The organism is Methylobacterium oryzihabitans (assembly GCF_004004555.2).
GTDB lineage: Bacteria > Pseudomonadota > Alphaproteobacteria > Rhizobiales > Beijerinckiaceae > Methylobacterium > Methylobacterium oryzihabitans.
The window spans coordinates 128,993-146,279 of the sequence record NZ_SACP01000001.1 but is presented as its reverse complement, the minus strand read 5'-3'; the positions used below and the strand labels follow the sequence as shown (position 1 = coordinate 146,279).

Here is a 17,287-nt window from a genome sequence, read left to right as displayed (position 1 = left end):
TGGCGGGCCTCACCAGCCTCCAGAGCCTCGATCTGATGAACACACAGGTCAGCGACCTGTCGGTCCTGGCGGGCCTCACCAGCCTCCAGAGCCTCTATCTGATGAACACACAGGTCAGCGACCTGTCGCCCCTGGCGGGCCTCACCAACCTTCAGATCCTGCACGACCTGAACAAGGCGAAACCTCCCCGCCACCGGAAGCGACTCGCCTCCCGCCGCTGACGTCCTTCCGACTTCGGTCCACGCAGCAGAACGCCCGGCGGGCAACGGCCGGCCGTGGCCGTGAGGAAGCCCGGGCCGCCCCCCACCTCACGCCGCCGCCGGCGCCCGCAGCCAGCGGGCGACGCCCTGGCCGGCGGCATCCGCCAGGATCATCGCCAGGATCGCGAAGCCGGTCAGCGGGAACAGCGCGCCGAGGCCCGCGACGATCAGCGTGACGGTGACGGCGGCGCGGCGGTCGTGCGGCCAGGGCGGCACGCCGAGGCCGCCGGCGGGGCGGCGCTTCCACCACATCACCCCGGCGGTGACCGCGAGCAGGATCGTGGCAAGGCAGAAGGCCAGCATCGCCAACTGATTGGCCCGCCCCCACAGCTCGCCCTTGTGGATCCCGATGCCGTACTGGATCGCCCGCCCGACCGGGCCGATCTCGCCGAAACGCACGTCGACGAGCGGCCGGCCGCTGTACTGGTCGAGGGAGATCATCCGCTGGCGGGTGACGTCGCGAGGATAGGCCGCGGCGGCGTAGATGCCGGTCTCGCCGACCGGCAGGGACAGCTCGTAGCCCGCCGGCATGCCGAGGTCGCGCAGGATTCCGGCCGCGCGGTCGATGCCGATGGGGGCGGCGTCCCGCGGCTGCGAGCGCGGCAGCGGCGCCGCCTCCAGCGCCCAGCCGGCCTGATCGAGAACCGCGCCCGCCGGCACCGCCGAGACCGGAACGCCGGCCCACAATGCCTCCGGCTGGCCGAGGCCGGCGCGGTTCGACAGGGCGCGCAACTCCTGGCCCCACAGGATCGACCACGGCAGGCCGGTGGCGGCGAGGAAGAACAGCCCGGTCCCGGCGACGAGGCCGGTCACCGCGTGGAGGTCGCGCCACCACACCCGGCGCCGGGGCGTGCCGCGCACGGTGACCACGCCCCCCGATTGCCGGCGCGGCCACCACAGGTAGGCCCCGGTCAGGACCAGGATCAGGGTGAAGCCGGCGACGACCTCGATGACGCCGTTCGCCACCGGCCCGAAATACGACAGGCTGTGCAGGCGGCGCACCACCGCCATCGGCTCGCGGTCGGCGCGGGTGCGGTCGAGCACGTCGCCGGTCCACGGGTCGAGGGTGACGAGGGTCTTCGCGACCCCGCCCGCCAGGGTGACGACGGCCGGCGCGGTCGGGCCGGCCGGGTCGAGATAGGTCACCGGGGTCCCGTCCGGCACCGCCTGCGCGGCGATGTAGATCAGCCGGTCGGGCGAGAGCGGCGCGGCGGCGTGCTGCGCGACCACCGTGCGGCGAGGGAACAGAGCGGCGGTGATCTCGTCCTTGAACAGGTAGAGCGCGCCGGTGGTGGAGAGCAGGATCAGGAACGGCAGGCAGAGCAGGCCGGCATAGAAGTGCCAGCGCCACACGGCGCGGTAGACGGCATCGGGCGACGGGCGCGCGAGGCCTCGGGCGAGAGTCGACATGGAGGAGAGGTCCGGGTCTGGGCGATCGGGCCGGGCGCGAGGGAAGCGACCGGAACGGCGGATCGGTCAGGCGAGCGGGGGACCTCGGGGATCGGGGCGGGGGCGGGGCGGCGCCCGGGCCGGCGGCGCCTCGGAGGCCGGGCGGAGCGCGGCGATGACCCGGCGCAGCGGCCACGCCACCGTGACGGCGTCGAGGGCGGGCGACGAGACCGGCGGCACGACCTGGGCGGCGACGCAGCAGGCGTGCTGCGGGCAGGCCGGATCCTTGCCGAGGGGCGCGCCGGCGTCGTCGTGGGCGCAGATCACCTCGGCGGCCGGCACGACGTCGGTCGGCGCCAGCCCGCCGAGGAAGACCCGCAGCACCAGCGCGTAGAGCGCGATCACCGCGATGATCGCGCTCACGGGAAGTGGCTGGTGCCGGAGGCGGCGCATGGGACGGTGATAGGAGCCGCCGCCGACCGGAGTCAACGCGCCCGCGACGCGGTCAGGCCGCGCCGGAGCGGCCGAGTTCCACCACCCGCAGGTTGTTGGTGGTGCCCGGCGTCTTGAACGGGATGCCGGCGACGACGACGACGAGGTCCGGCGCCTGGGCGAAGCCCTCCTGCTGCGCCACCTCTTCGGCTCGCGCGACCATCGCCTCGTAGGAGGCGACGTCCTCCGAGATCACGCTGTGGGCGCCCCAGTACAGCGACAGCCGGCGCGACACCGCACGGTCGGGGGTGGTGGCGAGGATCGGCACGTCCGGCCGCCGGCGGGCGATGCGGGCGGCGGTGGTGCCGCTCAGCGTGAAGGCGACCACCGCCTTGGCCGAGATGGCGTCGGCGAGCCCGGCGGCGGCGGCCGCGACCGCGTGGGGCGGGGTGTCCTCCACGTCGGGCTCGGTGGCCTGGACCAGGGAGCGGTAGAGCCGGTGCTGCTCGGTGCGGCGGATGATCCGGTCCATCATCGAGACCGCCTCGATCGGGTACTGGCCGACCGCCGATTCCGCCGACAGCATCACCGCGTCGGCGCCGTCGTAGACGGCGGTGGCGACGTCGGACGCCTCGGCCCGGGTCGGGGAGGGGGCCGCGACCATCGAATCCAGCATCTGGGTCGCGACGATCACCGGCTTGACGGCGTGGCGGCAGGCCCGGACCAGTTCCTTCTGGCGGCCCGGCACGTCCTCGGGCGGCAGCTCGACGCCGAGGTCGCCGCGGGCGACCATCACCCCGTCGGCGAGGCGGATGATGTCGTCGATGTGCTCCAGCGCCGAAGGCTTCTCGATCTTGGCGATCAGCCCGGCCCGGCCGCGGATCAGGCCGCGGGCCTCGATCATGTCGGAGGGCGTCTGGACGAAGGACAGCGCGACCCAGTCGACCCCGAGGTCGAGGCCGAAGGCGAGGTCGGCCCGGTCCTTCTCGGTCAGCGGCGACAGCGACAGAACGGTGCCGGGCAGGTTGACGCCCTTGCGGTCCGAGATGGTGCCGCCGGTGACCACGTCGGCCTCGATGGCGTCGTCGCCGAGCCCGACCACCCGCACCCGGACGCGGCCGTCGTCGATCAGCAGGTCCTGGCCCGGCGCCACGGAGGCGAAGATCTCCGGGTGGGGCAGCGGAATCGCGTCGGCGCCGCCGGCGCGGCCCCCGGGCACGAAGCGGATGCGGTCGCCGAGGGCGAGGTCGAGGCGTCCGCCCGCCAGCGTCCCGATGCGGATCTTCGGCCCCTGGAGGTCCTGGAGGATGCCGATCGGCCGGCCGGTCTCGTCCTCGATGGCCCGGATCGCCGCGTAGACCTTGGCGTGGTCCTCGTGGCTGCCGTGGGAGAAGTTGAGCCGGAAGGTGTCGACCCCGGCCAGGAACAGGGCGCGCAGCCGCTCGGGCGAGGCGCTGGCGGGGCCGACGGTGGCGACGATCTTGGCGTGGCGGTGACGGCGCATGGGGTGTCCTCTCCTCCGCATCGGTCGCCGGGCGTGGGGCCGCGACGGGACGACGGGCACGACCGAGGGGGCGGTCGCCGTGCAGGGCCGGGGCGGCCGCGGTCCCGCGGGCAAGATAGGGCACGGCCAGGATTCCGGTAGCGCGGACCGGGCCCGCCGGCGCGGGCCGTGCTCCCGCCGGACCGGCACCCGTGCTACCCTCGCCCGATGCCCGGCCCCGACTTCCTCCGCCTGACGCGCGATCCCGATTCCGGGATCGAGGCGGTCGAGGCACGGTTCTCCGGCCACGCCTACGACCTGCACCGCCACGACGAATGGCTCGTCGGCGTCACCGGCCACGGGGTACAGGACTTCTTCTGCCGCGGGGCGCGCCGGCGCAGCACCGCCGGGCGCGTCATCCTGATCGAGCCCGGGGAGGCGCATGACGGGCAGGCGGTGACGCCGGAGGGGTTCTCCTACGCCATGCTGTACCTGCCGCAGGCGTGGCTCGGCCGCGACGGACCGCTGCCGCCGGCCCGCGGCGGCTTCCGCGCCACCCTGTCGGACGATCCCGCCCTCGGGCGGGCCATCCTGCGGGCCTGCCGCGGCCTTGCCGGGCCGGGGCCGCGCCTCGCCCGCGAGGCCGCCCTCGACGCGGTGCGCGCCGGGCTGTGCCGCCATCTCGGCGCCGTCCCCGGACCGGAGGCGCCGGTCCGGCAGCCGGCGGTCGCACAGCGCGCACGCGATCGCCTGCATGCCGGCCTCGCCGAGGACCCCGGCACCGACGCCCTGGCGCGGGAGGCCGGCGCCGCCGACCGGTTCCAGCTCGTCCGCGCCTTCCGGGCGGCCTACGGCACCTCGCCCCACGCCTATCTCGTCCAGATCCGCCTCGTCGAGGCGCGCCGCCGCCTGAAGGCCGGCGAGACTCCGGCCGCGGTGGCCGCCGCCTGCGGCTTCGCCGACCAGAGCCATCTCGGCCGGTGGTTCCGGCGGGCCTACGGGGTCACCCCGGCGGCGTACCGGGCCGGTGGCGCGGATCCTCTCTCGCGCGCGGAACCGTCGTCTTGACCATCCGAGGAGCAGCTCACGCCCGGCGGAGGCTCTTCGCTCGGCAAGACGACGGCGTCCGGCGTCGCGGCCGTTACGGGCGCGGTCCGGCCACCACCCCGTCGTCGTGCAGGCGAGCAACCTCTCCGTCGCTGTAGCCGATTTCGGCCAGGATCTCGTCGGTGTTCTCTCCCAGGCTCGGCGCGCGGGTCGGCGGCACGCGCTCCACGTCCGAGAACACGATCGGGTTGCCGGGTGTGAGGTACGCGCCGATGCCCGGGTGATCCAAGCGGGAGAACATCGGGTTGTCGGTCGAGCAGTCCGGATCCTCCTCGACGACCTGCCGGAACGACCGATAGCGCGACCACGTCACGCTTCGGGCCTGGAAGTCGCCCGCGAACTCGTCGAGCCGCCGGCTCGCGAAGAAGGGAGCCAGCACCGCCGTGATGCCGTGGCGGTGGCGGTAGCGCTCCCCCTCGTGCCGCAGGTCGGCGCCGAGCCGCGCGGCCAGCGCCGCCATCTCGGCCGTGGTACCGGTGGCGGCCTGGAGGTTGTCCCATTGCCGCGGTGTCAGGGCCACCACGATCACCCGCTCGCCGTCGCGGCAGGTGAAGTCCTGGGCGTAGGCGCCGTAGAGCGCGTTGCCGACCTTCGGGCGGTCAACGCCGTTCACCGTCACCTCGCCGATGATGCCGAGATTGCCCAGCATGGCGAGCGCCATGTCCTTGAGCGCGAGCTCGACCACCTGGCCGCGGCCGGTGAGGCGGCGGTGGCGTTCGGCCGCCAGGATGCCGAGGGCGGCCTGCTGGCCGGTGATGCAGTCCCAGGCCGGCAGCACGTGCCCGACCGGCTCGGACGAGCCCTCCGCCCCGGTGGCGCCGGGAAAGCCCACCGCCGGATTGACCGTGTAGTCGACCTGCGGCCCGCCGTGGCGGTCGCCGGTCACCGACATCATGATCAGGTCCTCGCGGTGTCGGCGCAGCGCGTCGTAGTCCATCCAGCCGCGCACGCGCAGGTTGGTGAGGAAGATGCCGTTGCCCTCGCCGGGCGCGCAGATGAGGCGGGTCACGACCTCCTGGCCGCGGGGCGTCGCCATGTCGACCGCGAGGCTGCGCTTGCCCTTGTTCAGCCCGGCCCAGAACAGGCTGCGCCCCTGCTCGGTCACCGGCCAGCGCGCGTGGTCGAGCCCGCCGCGGATGCGGTCGAAGCGGATCACGTCCGCGCCCATCTGCGCCAGCGTCATGCCGGCCAGCGGGGCCGCCACGAAGGCCGACCCCTCGACGATGCGCAGTCCCGCCAGGATCTTGACCATGTCGTCCTCCCCGCACGGCTTCTGCGAGCGATGCGATCGTTGTCCGTGTCGGCGGCCCGAGCTTACGAGCGCGGAGGCTGCCGTAAAGACCGCGTCTCACTGCTTGCGGAGCGCACCGCCGACACCGCCCCGCGCACGGACGTTCCAGACGCCGGCTCCCGCCCCGGCTAATCCGCACCCTCCATCGGCACGGGAGCGGCGAATGTTCGAGACGAAGGTGGCGATCCTGGTCGCAGGGGATCTCGCACCCTGGCAGAAACTGAACGTGACGGCGTTCCTGGCGACCGGCATCGCCGGGGCGGCGCCCGAGGCGATGGGCGAGCCCTACGAGGACGCGGCGGGACGGGTCTTCGCCCGGCTGCTCGGCCAGCCGATGCTGATCTTCGCCGCCGACCCCGGCGACCTCGCCCGCGCCCACCGGATCGCGGGCGAGCGCGGCCTGACCTGTGCCGCCTACGTGCGGGCGATGTTCGCGACCGGGCACGACGCGGCCAACCGCGACGCCTTCCGGGCCGAGCCGGCGGAGGCACCCGACCTCGTCGGCCTCGCCCTGCGGGGGCCGCGCAAGGACGTCGACAAGGCGGTGAAGGGCGCGAGGCTGCACCCGTGAGGTCGGCGCTTCCGCTTCAGCCCGGTCGGTCCTACCCTGCGTCAGGCGGCGGCCGGACCGGCGGGAGGCGACGATGCGGACCAGATTGCGCGCGGCGAACGGGTTCCGGGCGGAGGCGGTCTCCTCCGATCGCCGCACCCTGCTGAAGCGGGCCTGCGCCTGCGCGGCCCTGGCGTTCCTGCCGGCGGTCGCCGACGCCCAGGCGCCGCCGCCGGCGCGGCCGGTCCACGGCGACCTCGACCGCGCGGCGGCGGAAGTCGAGGCGGCGATGATCGGCTGGCGGCGGGACATCCACGCCCATCCTGAACTCGGCGACCGCGAGCACCGCACCGCCGCCCTGGTCGCCGCCCACCTGCGCGGCCTCGGCTACGAGGTGCGCGAGGGCGTCGCCCGCACCGGCCTCGTCGCGGTGCTGACGGGCGGCGGCGGGCCCGGCCCGGTCGTGGCCCTGCGCGCCGACATGGACGCGCTGCCGGTCACCGAGGAGGTCGACCTGCCCTTCGCCTCGACGGTGAAGACCGAATGGGGCGGCCAGCAGGTCGGGGTGATGCACGCCTGCGGCCACGATTGCCACGTCGCGATCCTGATGGCGGCGGCCCAGGTGCTCGCCGCCCGGCGGGCGCGCCTGCCCGGCACGATCAAGCTGCTGTTCCAGCCCTCCGAGGAGGGCGTGATGAGCGACGGCCCCGCCGGCGCCCGCCTGATGGTGGAAGAGGGCGCGATGCGCGACCCGAAGCCCGACATGGTGTTCGGCCTCCACGTGGTCAGCGCGCTGCCGGCCGGGCAGGTCGGCTACCGCCCGGGCCCGACCCTGGCGGCGAGCGACCGCTTCCGCATCGCGGTCACCGGGCGTCAGACCCACGGCGCGATGCCGTGGAACGGGGTCGATCCGATCGTGATCGGCTCGGCGATCGTCACCGCGCTGCAGACCGTGGTCAGCCGCGAGACCGACATCGTGCGCAACCCGGCGGTGCTCAGCGTCGGCATCTTCCGGGGCGGGGTGCGCAACAACATCATCCCGCAGGGCGCCGAGCTGGAAGGGACGCTGCGCACCTTCGACGAGGGCCAGCGGGCGACGATCCGGCGCCGGGTCGGCGAGATCGCGCAGTCGATCGCCGCCGGCATGAACGGCCGGGCCGAGGTGACCTGGGACCGCAACGGCTACCCGTCGGTGCAGAACGACGCCGCCCTGACCGACCGCTGCGCCCCGACCCTGGCGCGCCTGTTCGGCGACAGGGCCCGGCGGATCGACCCGGTGATGGCGAGCGAGGATTTCTCGTACTTCGCCCGGGAGGCGCCGGGCTTCTACTACTTCGTCGGCATCACGCCGCCCGGCACCGACCCGGCGACGGCGGCGCCGAACCACTCGCCGCGCTTCCGGGTCGACGAGAGCGGGCTGATGGCCGGGCTGCGGGCGACCCTGCACCTCGTGGCCGACGCGACCGGCATGGCGTGAGACCTGGGGTGGGCCGGGAGCCCGCAGGATCCCGGCCCTCTCGGCATCCCTCGCGTTCGGGGGGACGGGCTCAGAACGCCGAGAAGCGGTAGTTCAGCCCGGCCCGGATCAGGCCGAACTCGTACTGGCTGCGCGACACGCCGTAGAAGGCGGTGGTGGCGGTGTCGTAGGTGACGCCGCCGGTGCCGCCGCGCCGGTCGAGGTTGACGTAGAGACCCTCGATCCGGGCGCTGAGCCGGTCGGTGACGGCGTATTCGAGCCCGCCGCCGGCGGTCCAGCCCGTGCGCAGGGTGTCCGGCAGGGTGCCGGCATAGGTCGAGGCGACGCTTGGCAGGCTGCCGCCGCCATAGGTGAAGCCGGCGGTGCCGTAGACGAGAAAGCGGTCGAAGGCGTAGCCGAGCCGGCCGCGCGCCGTGCCGAACCAGTCGAGGCTCGGGGACACGTCGGTGAAGGGCAGGGTGTCGACGAGCCCGGCGCGCCGCCGCCCGAAGCCGGTGCCCTGGATGTCGGCCTCGAGGCCGGCGACGAAGCCGGAGCCGGGGGTGAACTGGTAGGCGTAGCCGACCTGCCCGCCGCCGACGATGCCGCCGCTTGCGTCGCCCGGCGCCACGGTGCCGTAGGTCGGATCGGTGAAGCGGCGGCCGTCGCTGCCGGTGCCGTAGCCGAGATTCACGCCGGCGTAGAAGCCGGTCCAGTCGAACACCGGAACCTGCGTGAAGACCGGCGGCGCCGCGCGGGCGGGCAGGTCGGCGGCCAGGGCGGGATGAGCGAGGGCGGCGCCGCACAGGAGCGCGAGGCCGGCGGCCGTTGTCTTGGTCATGGGGGATTGCCGTTCTGGTGGAGGGAGCGGAGGCCGCCGGGGACAAGCCCGCCGGAGCCCGCGTCGTGGACGCCCGACGGTCAGAGGATCCGGGTCAGGCAGAGCACCTGGAGCGCCAGCAGGGCGATCGCCCCGCCGATGATCAGGCAGAGGGCCGCCAGCACGACGGTCTCGCCGCCGTCCTCCGGCGCCGCGAGCACCGTCCGCGGACCGAGGCCCTCCGGCGGGAGCCGGACCGGGTCGCTCACCGGACGATCCGCGGCGCCGGGTGGGCGAGATCCGCCACCGAGGCGGCGGCGACCGGCAGCGCCAGGGCCGCCAGCACGGCGAGGCCGCGCGCCAGCGCCGCGAGCGGCGGCACCGGGCGGTGCAGGGCCGCCGGCGAGCCGGGGACGACAGGCCGGAGCGGCGCGAGGGCGGCGGGCCGGTAGGGAGTGGGAGCGGCGCGGTTCATCTCGAGTCCGTGGGAAATCTGACCACGCCGTTCCGGTATGTGTGCAAATTTCCCACGTCAAGCCAAAACAGCCGGACCGGGATATTTCGTGGGATTGTGTCCCACTCCGCCTCGGGTACAAGGACGGCGATGTCCGACTCGGTCTCGACCCCGCTGCCGCCGGAGGGCGCGCGGCTCCAGGCGCCCCTGGCCCGCCTGCTGCGCCCGCTGGTGCGGCTGTTCGTGCGCACCGGCATCACCTTCCCGGCGCTGACGACCCTGCTGCGGGAGCTCTACGTCAACGTCGCCGAGTACGATTTCGCCCTGCCGGGCAAGGAGCAGACCGACAGCCGGGTCAGCCTGCTCACCGGCATCCACCGCAAGGAGGTTCGCCGCCTGCGCGGGGCCGGCGCGCCGGTGAGCGCGGTACCGGCCTCGGTCTCGCGCACCAGCCGCATCATCGCCCGCTGGCTGGCGGCGCCGGACTTCACCGATGCCGAGGGGCGGCCCCGGCCGCTGCCGCGCGCCGGCGAGGACGGGCCGTCCTTCGAGAGCCTCGTCGCCTCGGTGACCCGCGACCTGCGCCCGCGGGCGGTGCTCGACGAATGGCTCGACCGCGGCCTCGCGGTGCAGGACGCGGAAGGACGCATCGTGCTCGCCGAGGCCGCCTTCGTGCCCCAGGGCGGCGGCGAGCAGCAGCTCTACTATTTCGGCCGCAACCTGCACGACCACATCGCGGCGGCGGTGGCCAACATCCTCGACGACAGGCCGCGTTTCCTGGAGCGGGCGGTGCATTACGACGGGCTGTCGCCGGACCTCGCCCGCCGCCTCGAGGCGCGGGCCCGGGAGATCGCCATGGCAGCGTTGCAGGAGGCCAACCGCGAGGCGCATGCCGCCTGCGAGACCGATCCCGGCGGCGACGCGCGCTGGAACTTCGGGGTCTACGTCTACGCCGAGGAGGCGCCGGCCGCGCCCCGGCCCGATCCGGCCGCGCCCCGGCCGGACCCGGCCGCATGAGGACGACGCCCGTGCGCTTAACCCCGAGCCGCCGCCGCGTGCTCCACTGGCTCGCCGCCGCGGCGGGCGTGCTCGCGCCCCGGCCGGCGCGGCCGGCCGGCGACCGGGTCCTCGACCAGGGCATCGGCGGCACCGGGATCCGGCCGGGCCCCGGCCAGGACCCCGAGGGCGACCGCGGCATCGGCGGGACCGGCGTGGTCGGCACCATCCGCGACTTCGGCAGCATCGTGGTCAACGGGCTGCGCATCGCCTATCCGGCCGACGCCGCGGTGACGGTCGACGGCCGCCCGGCCTCGGTCGCCGCCCTGCGCCGCGGCCAGGTGGTGCGGGTGGTGGCGCGCGAGGGCGGGAGCGGCCTCGCGACCGGGCGGATCGCCGTCGAGCGCGAGGTGTCCGGGCCGGTCGAGGCGGTCGCCCGCGGCCGCCTGCGGGTGCTCGGCCAGCGCGTGACCACCGCGGGGCTGATCGGGCCGGCGGGAACGTGGCGGGTCGGCGACCGGGTCGCGGTGAGCGGGCTGCGGCGGCCCGACGGCAGCATCGCCGCGAGCCTGATCGAGCCGGCGGGCGAGGCCGGCGACCGGGTGACCGGCCCGGTGCGCCGGGCCCGCGACGGCGGCGTCGAGATCGGCGCCCTGCGGCTGCGCGGCCTCGACCCGGCCCTGGTCGGCCGGCGCGTCACCGTCGAGGGCGAGTCGGTCCGCGGCGGCCTCGCGGTGAGCGGAGCGCAGGAGGCCGCGACCGGGTTCGGGCCGGGCGTCGCGCGCCTGTCGGTCGAGGGCTACGTCACGCGAACGGGCGGGACGCTGCGCCTCGGCTCCGGGCTGGTCCTCGACGGGGCCGGGACACGGGTCCGGGACGGCTTCGCGGTGATCGAGGCGCGGGTGGGGGCCGACGGGCGGCTGCGGGTCGAAGCGGTGCGGGCCGAGGGGCGGGGTCCCGGGGCAGAGCGCCCGGCGGGGCCCGGCGGCCAGGGCGGACCCGGCCCGCATGGCGGGCGGCGCTGAGGCCGCCCCTCCTGGTCAGGCCGCGAGCCCGGGCCTGTGCGGCCCGGCGCGCAGGAAGCCGATCTCGTGCCGGGTGGTGCCGTCGCCGGTGGCGAGGTCGGCGATCACCTCGCCGATCACCGAGCAGAACTTGTAGCCATGGCCCGAGCACGGCGAGGCGAGCACCACCTCGGGATGGTCGGGGTGGTGGTCGAGGATGAAGTGCTCGTCGGGCGTGTTGGTGAACAGGCAGGTGCGCAACGCCATGGTCGGGCCGCTGCCGTCCGGGAAGTAGCGCTCGCTGAAGCTGCGCAGCAGGCGCTCGTCGGCCTCGTCCGGCTCGCGCCGGAGCGCGTCGGCCGCGGTCGTCTCGCCGAGATGGTGGTAGCGACCGAACTTGAACCCCGGCACCTCGTAGACCGGGAAGCCGTAATAGTGCCCCTCCTCGACCATGAGGTTGAACACCGGGAAGCGCTCGCGGGCGAACAGCTCCGGCCGGGTCGGCTGGAGCCAGGCCAGGACCTGCCGCTCGGGGATCGCCACCGGCTTGAGCAGGGGCACGAGGTCGCCCATCCACGGCCCGGCGGTCAGCACCAGCCGCTCGGCCTCGTAGCGGCCCTGGTCGGTGGTCACGCTCACGCGCCCGCCCGACGCCTCCCAGCCCCGCACCGCCTCGCGGGCCCGGATGGTGGCGCCGGCGGCCTGAGCCGCGCGGACATGGGCGACGATCGCCCGCTCGCTCGCCACGAGGCCGCCCTGGGCCTGGAACACCGCCCGGTGCGCCGCCGGCAGCCGGTAGCCGGGAAACCGCGCGTTGACCTCGGCGCCGGTGAGGACCTCGTGGTCGAGGCGGTGCAGCCGGGCCGAGGCGAGGGCGCCCTGGAAGGTGCGCGCATCCTCCGGGCTGGCGTCGATCGAACCGGTGATGACGAGGATCTCCTCGCGGGTCTCGGCCTCGAGCTCGCGCCACAGCTCGTAGGCGCGGTGCAGCAGCGGCACGTAGGCCGGGTCCTCGTGGTAGGGCAGGCGGATGATCCGGCTGATCCCGTGCGACGAGCCCATGGCGTGCGGGATGTCGAACCGCTCCAGCCCGAGTACACGCTGCCCGCGCCGGGCGAGCTGCCACGCGGCGGCGCTGCCCATGCCGCCGATGCCGATGATGATGACGTCGTAGACCATGCCGGGATCCTACCGGGTGCGGCGGGGCGGGGACAGCCCCACCGCGTCAGGGCTTCGGCATGTCCCCGCGGCTCTGAGGGACGGCTCCTCCGAAGCAGATCCGATTACCGTTGCGCCGCCGCGGCCGAGCCGACGCGCCGGATCAGCGCCAGCCCCTCCGGCGATGGCGCGACCTCGACCCTTCGGTAGACCCGGCCGTCGGCGGTGCGGGTCATCAGCCCGAGGGCGCACAGGGTGCGCCGCATGATGGCCGCGTCGCGAAAGCCGTGCAGCGTGTTGAGGTGCGCGCTGATCTCCCGCTCGCTGAAGCTCCGGCCGCGCGGGATGCGCGACCACGGGACCCAGAGGCAGAGGTGCTGGAGGCGCGTGCGCGCCGGCCAGCGCACGAGTCCTCCGCCGCCGTCGAAGTGGCGCAGGGCCTTCAGGACAACGGGGTCGTCCGCAAGCGGCGGGGGAGGCGCTCCCGGAACCGCCGGACCGGCGAGCGCCTGTGCCCGCAAGTGCTGGTGGTTGCGCCGGCCCGCGGCGCGGGCGAGCATGTTGAGCAGGTCGAGGTGGCTCGGCAGCGCGTCGCGGGACGCCAGCTCGCGCCGCAGCGCCTTGGCCAGCGCCGACAGGTCGGGGGCCGAGAACGGGATCGGGTCTCTTGGCACGGTCGCTCTCCGCGTGCCGTCCCCGGAGCGGGGGTGCGAGGGTCACCGGCTTGTCGACGGGGCACGAGAACGAGGTGGCCTGAGGACGAGACGAGCAGGTTTAGCTTCCCTCGCGGGACGGTGACGCCTGGGTGAACTGCGGACCCGGACACCGGCATAGCCGGCCGGCGCCTCCGCGGCAACCTCACCCCCGTCCCGGCCCGCGCATCCGCTCGGCGAGGAAATCGACCAGCACGCGCACCCGCGCCGGGGTGGTGGCGCCGCCGACGAAGACCGCGTGGATGCTCTCGCGGTCGCCCGGATTGTAAGGCTCCAGCAGCGGCACCAGCCGGCCCGAGGCCAGTTCCTCGCCGATGTGGAAGTTGCCGACGCGGGTGATGCCGACGCCCTGGAGGGCGAGCTGCACCAGGGTCTCGCCGTTGTTGGCGGTGAGGTTGCCGGACACCGCCCGCACGACCTCGCGCCCGTCCTCGCGGAACGGCCAGCCGGGCTCGATGCGGCGGAAGCTGAAATCGAGGCAGTTGTGCCGGTCGAGGTCGGCGGGCGTCGCCGGCACCCCGGCGCGGGCGAGATAGGCCGGCGAGGCGACGACGGTGCGGCCGGTCTCGCCGAGGCGGCGGGCGGTGAGGGGCGAATCCGCGAGCGGCCCGAACCGGACCGCGACGTCGGCGCGCCCGCCGAACACGTCGGCGAGCTGGTCGCTGAGGTCGACCTCGACCGTGATCCCGGGATGGCAGGCGACGAACTCGCCGAGCAGCGGCACGATCACGAGCCGGCCGTGGGCGGTGGCGGCGCTGACCCGCACCTTGCCGCGCGGGCGGGCCTGATCGGCGAGCGCCGCCTCGGTCTCGGCGATGTCGGCGAGGATGCGGCGGGCGGCGCGGGCGTAGGCGTCGCCCTCGGCGGTCAGGCGCAGGCGGCGGGTGGTGCGCACCACCAGCCGGACGCCGAGCCGCGCCTCGATCCGCGCGACGATGCGGCTGATCGCCGAGGGCGTCAGCCCGAGGCTGCGGGCCGCCGCCGACAGGCTGCCCTCCCGCGCCACCGCCACGAAGGCGGCCATCTCCGCCGCCCGGTCGGCCCCGTCCCGCAGCATCGGCGTCTCCATTCGTGCCGCCGGCGCACGGATGTCGGTCCGCGCCCGGGACTACCGCCCCCGCGTCTCATCCGCCAAGTGCCCGGGCAGCACAAGCGGACGGAGCTTTCGATGCGGATCAACCCACCCCTGCTGGCCCTGGCGGTCGGCGCCTTCGGCATCGGCGTCACCGAGTTCGCGCCGATGGGCATGCTGCCGGTGATCGCCGGCGACCTCGGCGTCTCGATTCCCGCGGCGGGGCTGCTGGTCAGCGCCTACGCGGTCGGGGTCCTGGTCGGCGCGCCCGTGATGACGCTCGCCTTCGCCCGCACCCCGCGCCGGACCCTGCTGATCGGCCTGATGGGGATCTTCACCCTCGGCAACCTGCTCTCGGCCGTCTCCGACGGCTACGCGATGCTGCTCGCCGCGCGGATCGTCACCTCGTTCAACCACGGCGCCTTCTTCGGCGTCGGGGCGGTGGTCGCCGCCGGCGTGGTGGCGCCGGAGCGCCGGGCCGGCGCGGTCGCGGCGATGTTCTCGGGGCTCACCCTCGCGACGGTCGGCGGCGTGCCGCTGGCCGCCTGGATCGGCGGGCAGGTCGGCTGGCGCACCGCGTTCTGGGGCATCGCGGCGATCGGCGCCCTCGCGATGCTGGCCCTGCGGCTCTCGCTGCCGCCGCTGCCGGTCGCCGGCCGCGACGACCTGCGCGCCGAGTTGCGGGTGCTGGCCCGCGGGCCGGTGCTGGCCGCCCTGCTCCTCACCGTGGTCGGGGCGAGCGCGATGTTCACGGTGTTCACCTACATCGCGCCGATCCTGCGGGTCGAGACCGGGGCGTCCGCGTCCTTCGTCACCGCGATGCTGGTGGTCTACGGGCTCGGCCTGACCGCCGGGAACTGGCTCGGCGGGCGGCTCGCCGACCGTTCCCTCGACGGCACGCTGATCGGCTCGCTCGCCGCCCTGGTTCTCCTGCTGGTGCTGTTCGCGCCGGGGATGCGGGTCGAGGCGGCCGCCGCCCCGCTGATCTTCCTGTGGGGCGTGGCGAGCTTCGCCATCGTGCCGCCGCTGCAGATGAAGGTGGTGGCGGAGGCCGCGCAGGCGCCGAACCTCGCCTCGGCGATGAACATCGGCGCCTTCAACCTCGGCAACGCGGTCGGCGCGGCGCTCGGCGGCGGGGTGATCGATGCCGGGCTCGGCTACCCGGCGGTGTCGCTCGCGGGTGCCGCCATGGCGGCGGCCGGGCTGGCGCTGCTGCTGGCGCTGCGGCAGTGGCCGCGCTCCGGGTCCCGCCCTGCGGCGGCCATCGAGCAACCGGTTCCGGGTCGTCGGGAGCACGTCTGATATCAATGGCCCGAGATGCCGACGCATCGACGTCGATCTCGGGCAAGATCGAGATCGACAGGGCCATCGACCCCTCTCGACTTGTCGATGCCGAGCCCAGACGTTCGGTACCTTGTCTTGACGGAAACTCGAGAACGGAACCGAAGGCCGGCTTCGACGCCCGTTGGCATGATGCGACTTTCGGACGATCACGTCCGGCAATCGTATCAACGGAGCGTGCGCCCATCCTCGGACTCGATCGAAGCACGTCCTGCCGAGTGCGTGCCGCTCGGTTCCGAAGCACGCGGCGAACGCGATGGTTCGGAGCAGGGTCCGGTTGCAGCGCCGGACACTGGTCCGGCACTCGCCGAGCCCTGCGCCGCGAGGGGCTCGCATCGCGAAAGCGGCTGCCCGCGGTCGCCGCAAGCGACCGTCCGGTCATCGTCCGGCCTCACGCCGGTCGCGCGCTCGGGCAGCAGTGCCGCCAGGACGGCCGCGGGATCGGCGAACAGATGGTCGGGCCCGGCCTCCGCCAGGGCCACGGTACGGGTGAAGCCCCAGGTCACCGCCCCGAAGGCGAGGCCGGCCCGGGCGGCGGCCTGATGGTCGCGCAGCTCGTCGCCGAGGCAGAGCACGGCGTCGGGGGGGATCCCGGCCGCCCGCACGACGCGTCGGAATGCCCTCGCCTTGCCGAACGTCGCGGCGCCGCAGGCGTAGTGCCCGATCAGGGCGGCGCTGTCGGGGCCGAGGACGCGGCGCACCACGTCCTCGCGGTTCGACGAGACCACGGCGAGCGCGATCCCGCCGCCGCGCAGCCGGAAGAGCATGTCGGGAATGCCGGGGAACACCGCCAGGGTCGCGGCGTCGCGCGCCGCGAGGCGGCGCATATGCCGGGCGATGAGCGGCAGCTTCCAGCGCGGCACGGCGAGCCGGCGCATCACGGCCCGGGCATCCAGGCCGCGCAGGGTCTCGACGGCATCCGGCTCCACCGCCCGGAAGCCGTAGCGGGCGGCCGTGGCGTTGAGCACGCCGGCGAACCACGGGAAGGTGTCCGCGAGCGTCCCGTCGAAGTCGAGGATCACCAGCCGGTAGGACGGCGCGGGTTGCATCGCCGGCGCCGCGCCTCCCTGCAGGCCGGATCCGGCCGGGACGGCGCGTCCTACCAGCAGACCCGCGGCAGGCGCCGCTTCCAGCGCTGGCCGGCATTGAGGTCGGCGTCCCGGCGGCGCGGCGGACGGGGCCGGGCCTCGCTCGGGGCCGCGGCGGACGCGTCCTCCTGCGGCTCGATCAGCCTGGGAGCGGGCGCCGGCGGGGGCGCGACGGTCACGACCGGCTCGTCGGGCCAGTCCTCGGGCCACACGAAGGCGGTGCGGGCCGGACGTTGCGCGGGCTTGGCCTTCTTCTCGAGGGCCTGGGGCCGGCGCACCGGCGGCAGCCGCTCCTCGCGGTGGACCTCGATCGGCTCGGGCGCCGGCGGCTCCGGCGGAGCGATCAGGCTGGGGAGCACCCGGCGGGGCTGCGCCGCGGCGGGGGAGGGCGCCTTGGCGGCGACCGGCTCGGGGAGCGGCTCGGAGTCGAAGCGGCCGGAACTCTCGGCGGCCGCCACCTCCTCGAAGAGGCTGGTTCCTTCCCAGAGGCCGCGGCCCGAGCTTCGCTTGACCGGCTCGCTCGGAACGTGGTCGGCATCGCCGGCGGCAAGGACAGGGGCAGGGCGGTTGCGCTTGATCTCGACCGTGAACGACGGTCTCGCGCGATTGCGCGTCATTGAGTGTCCTGAAGCGATCTGTTCGGATGGGCCCGGCGCCTGTGCACGCCCGGAGC

19 protein-coding genes are annotated in these 17,287 nt (G+C 74.8%); 7 read left to right on the top strand and 12 right to left on the bottom strand.

Going from position 1 to position 17,287, the window contains the following annotated elements:
• Positions 1-35: 35 nt before the first annotated feature.
• Positions 36-221 carry a leucine-rich repeat domain-containing protein gene (locus tag EOE48_RS00660; protein WP_127726847.1) on the top strand — a complete coding sequence of 62 codons (186 nt, stop codon included), beginning with the start codon at positions 36-38 and terminating at the stop codon, positions 219-221.
• 87 nt (positions 222-308) lie between these two features.
• Here EOE48_RS00660 and EOE48_RS00655 read toward each other — a convergent pair whose 3' ends face one another.
• The 3 genes from EOE48_RS00655 to pyk all read right to left on the bottom strand — a co-directional run bounded on the left by EOE48_RS00655 (position 309) and on the right by pyk (position 3,585).
• Positions 309-1,670 carry a PepSY-associated TM helix domain-containing protein gene (locus EOE48_RS00655; RefSeq protein WP_127726846.1) on the bottom strand — a complete coding sequence of 454 codons (1,362 nt, stop codon included), beginning with the start codon at positions 1,668-1,670 and terminating at the stop codon, positions 309-311.
• A gap of 66 nt (positions 1,671-1,736) precedes the next feature.
• Positions 1,737-2,072 (bottom strand): hypothetical protein, encoded by a 336-nt coding sequence (locus EOE48_RS00650; RefSeq protein ID WP_246153878.1) that lies wholly within the window; start codon positions 2,070-2,072, stop codon positions 1,737-1,739.
• An 82-nt stretch (positions 2,073-2,154) separates the two neighbouring features.
• Positions 2,155-3,585, bottom strand: coding sequence for a pyruvate kinase (gene pyk, locus EOE48_RS00645; protein ID WP_127726844.1), 1,431 nt, complete (start codon positions 3,583-3,585; stop codon positions 2,155-2,157).
• Between the two features lie 207 nt (positions 3,586-3,792).
• Between pyk and EOE48_RS00640 the strand changes: the two genes are divergently transcribed.
• A complete protein-coding gene (locus EOE48_RS00640) occupies positions 3,793-4,632 on the top strand; it encodes an AraC family transcriptional regulator (protein ID WP_127726843.1) in 840 nt (279 codons plus the stop codon).
• Positions 4,633-4,705: 73 nt separating this feature from the next.
• Here the strand turns inward: EOE48_RS00640 and EOE48_RS00635 are convergent, their stop codons facing one another.
• Positions 4,706-5,923 carry a CoA transferase gene (locus tag EOE48_RS00635; protein ID WP_127726842.1) on the bottom strand — a complete coding sequence of 406 codons (1,218 nt, stop codon included), beginning with the start codon at positions 5,921-5,923 and terminating at the stop codon, positions 4,706-4,708.
• Positions 5,924-6,125: 202 nt separating this feature from the next.
• On the opposite strand from EOE48_RS00635, the gene EOE48_RS00630 reads away from it, so the two are divergent.
• Both EOE48_RS00630 and EOE48_RS00625 read left to right on the top strand, forming a co-directional pair.
• On the top strand, positions 6,126-6,533 hold the full coding sequence (locus tag EOE48_RS00630; RefSeq protein WP_127726841.1) for a DUF2000 family protein: 408 nt from the start codon (positions 6,126-6,128) through the stop codon (positions 6,531-6,533).
• 73 nt (positions 6,534-6,606) lie between these two features.
• Entirely contained in the window at positions 6,607-7,989 is a 1,383-nt protein-coding gene (locus EOE48_RS00625; RefSeq protein ID WP_127726840.1) for an amidohydrolase, read from the top strand.
• 70 nt (positions 7,990-8,059) lie between these two features.
• Here the strand turns inward: EOE48_RS00625 and EOE48_RS00620 are convergent, their stop codons facing one another.
• From EOE48_RS00620 to EOE48_RS00615, 3 genes are all read right to left on the bottom strand, one after another.
• Entirely contained in the window at positions 8,060-8,809 is a 750-nt protein-coding gene (locus tag EOE48_RS00620) for an outer membrane protein (RefSeq protein WP_127726839.1), read from the bottom strand.
• Between the two features lie 80 nt (positions 8,810-8,889).
• Complete coding sequence (locus EOE48_RS29040) at positions 8,890-9,057, bottom strand: hypothetical protein (protein WP_187371275.1); 168 nt, start codon at positions 9,055-9,057, stop codon at positions 8,890-8,892.
• Positions 9,054-9,263 carry a hypothetical protein gene (locus EOE48_RS00615; RefSeq protein WP_127726838.1) on the bottom strand — a complete coding sequence of 70 codons (210 nt, stop codon included), beginning with the start codon at positions 9,261-9,263 and terminating at the stop codon, positions 9,054-9,056. Before EOE48_RS00615 ends, EOE48_RS29040 begins: the two co-directional genes overlap by 4 nt.
• 129 nt (positions 9,264-9,392) lie before the next feature.
• Here EOE48_RS00615 and EOE48_RS00610 point away from each other — a divergent pair, with 129 nt between their 5' ends.
• Together EOE48_RS00610 and EOE48_RS00605 are read left to right on the top strand one after the other, a co-directional pair.
• Positions 9,393-10,259: a DUF6502 family protein gene (locus EOE48_RS00610; protein WP_127726837.1), complete on the top strand. Its 867-nt coding sequence runs from the start codon at positions 9,393-9,395 to the stop codon at positions 10,257-10,259.
• Positions 10,256-11,263 (top strand): DUF5666 domain-containing protein, encoded by a 1,008-nt coding sequence (locus tag EOE48_RS00605; RefSeq protein WP_127726836.1) that lies wholly within the window; start codon positions 10,256-10,258, stop codon positions 11,261-11,263. Before EOE48_RS00610 ends, EOE48_RS00605 begins: the two co-directional genes overlap by 4 nt.
• A 15-nt stretch (positions 11,264-11,278) precedes the next feature.
• Here the strand turns inward: EOE48_RS00605 and solA are convergent, their stop codons facing one another.
• From solA to EOE48_RS00590, 3 genes are all read right to left on the bottom strand, one after another.
• Positions 11,279-12,421 (bottom strand): N-methyl-L-tryptophan oxidase, encoded by a 1,143-nt coding sequence (gene solA / locus EOE48_RS00600; protein ID WP_127726835.1) that lies wholly within the window; start codon positions 12,419-12,421, stop codon positions 11,279-11,281.
• A 104-nt stretch (positions 12,422-12,525) separates the two neighbouring features.
• On the bottom strand, positions 12,526-13,074 hold the full coding sequence (locus EOE48_RS00595; protein WP_127726834.1) for a DUF2087 domain-containing protein: 549 nt from the start codon (positions 13,072-13,074) through the stop codon (positions 12,526-12,528).
• 184 nt (positions 13,075-13,258) lie between these two features.
• Entirely contained in the window at positions 13,259-14,170 is a 912-nt protein-coding gene (locus tag EOE48_RS00590; RefSeq protein WP_127726833.1) for a LysR family transcriptional regulator, read from the bottom strand.
• A 111-nt stretch (positions 14,171-14,281) separates the two neighbouring features.
• Here EOE48_RS00590 and EOE48_RS00585 point away from each other — a divergent pair, with 111 nt between their 5' ends.
• On the top strand, positions 14,282-15,487 hold the full coding sequence (locus tag EOE48_RS00585; protein WP_127726832.1) for an MFS transporter: 1,206 nt from the start codon (positions 14,282-14,284) through the stop codon (positions 15,485-15,487).
• 206 nt (positions 15,488-15,693) lie between these two features.
• Here the strand turns inward: EOE48_RS00585 and EOE48_RS00580 are convergent, their stop codons facing one another.
• Both EOE48_RS00580 and EOE48_RS00575 read right to left on the bottom strand, forming a co-directional pair.
• Positions 15,694-16,575: an HAD hydrolase-like protein gene (locus EOE48_RS00580; RefSeq protein WP_127726831.1), complete on the bottom strand. Its 882-nt coding sequence runs from the start codon at positions 16,573-16,575 to the stop codon at positions 15,694-15,696.
• A gap of 50 nt (positions 16,576-16,625) precedes the next feature.
• A complete protein-coding gene (locus tag EOE48_RS00575; RefSeq protein WP_127726830.1) occupies positions 16,626-17,231 on the bottom strand; it encodes a hypothetical protein in 606 nt (201 codons plus the stop codon).
• Positions 17,232-17,287: the final 56 nt, after the last annotated feature.

Excerpts from the sequence above, each read along its gene's own strand:
- solA (WP_127726835.1), bottom strand. The coding sequence starts at position 12,421 with ATGGTCTACGACGTCATCATCATCGGCATCGGCGGCATGGGCAGCGCC.
- EOE48_RS00620 (WP_127726839.1), bottom strand. The coding sequence starts at position 8,809 with ATGACCAAGACAACGGCCGCCGGCCTCGCGCTCCTGTGCGGCGCCGCC.
- EOE48_RS00575 (WP_127726830.1), bottom strand. The coding sequence starts at position 17,231 with ATGACGCGCAATCGCGCGAGACCGTCGTTCACGGTCGAGATCAAGCGC.
- EOE48_RS00590 (WP_127726833.1), bottom strand. The coding sequence starts at position 14,170 with ATGCTGCGGGACGGGGCCGACCGGGCGGCGGAGATGGCCGCCTTCGTG.
- EOE48_RS00660 (WP_127726847.1), top strand. The coding sequence starts at position 36 with ATGAACACACAGGTCAGCGACCTGTCGGTCCTGGCGGGCCTCACCAGC.
- EOE48_RS00580 (WP_127726831.1), bottom strand. The coding sequence starts at position 16,575 with ATGCAACCCGCGCCGTCCTACCGGCTGGTGATCCTCGACTTCGACGGG.
- pyk (WP_127726844.1), bottom strand. The coding sequence starts at position 3,585 with ATGCGCCGTCACCGCCACGCCAAGATCGTCGCCACCGTCGGCCCCGCC.
- EOE48_RS00655 (WP_127726846.1), bottom strand. The coding sequence starts at position 1,670 with ATGTCGACTCTCGCCCGAGGCCTCGCGCGCCCGTCGCCCGATGCCGTC.
- EOE48_RS00630 (WP_127726841.1), top strand. The coding sequence starts at position 6,126 with ATGTTCGAGACGAAGGTGGCGATCCTGGTCGCAGGGGATCTCGCACCC.
- EOE48_RS00640 (WP_127726843.1), top strand. The coding sequence starts at position 3,793 with ATGCCCGGCCCCGACTTCCTCCGCCTGACGCGCGATCCCGATTCCGGG.
- EOE48_RS00610 (WP_127726837.1), top strand. The coding sequence starts at position 9,393 with ATGTCCGACTCGGTCTCGACCCCGCTGCCGCCGGAGGGCGCGCGGCTC.
- EOE48_RS00605 (WP_127726836.1), top strand. The coding sequence starts at position 10,256 with ATGAGGACGACGCCCGTGCGCTTAACCCCGAGCCGCCGCCGCGTGCTC.
- EOE48_RS00585 (WP_127726832.1), top strand. The coding sequence starts at position 14,282 with ATGCGGATCAACCCACCCCTGCTGGCCCTGGCGGTCGGCGCCTTCGGC.
- EOE48_RS00615 (WP_127726838.1), bottom strand. The coding sequence starts at position 9,263 with ATGAACCGCGCCGCTCCCACTCCCTACCGGCCCGCCGCCCTCGCGCCG.
- EOE48_RS00625 (WP_127726840.1), top strand. The coding sequence starts at position 6,607 with ATGCGGACCAGATTGCGCGCGGCGAACGGGTTCCGGGCGGAGGCGGTC.
- EOE48_RS00635 (WP_127726842.1), bottom strand. The coding sequence starts at position 5,923 with ATGGTCAAGATCCTGGCGGGACTGCGCATCGTCGAGGGGTCGGCCTTC.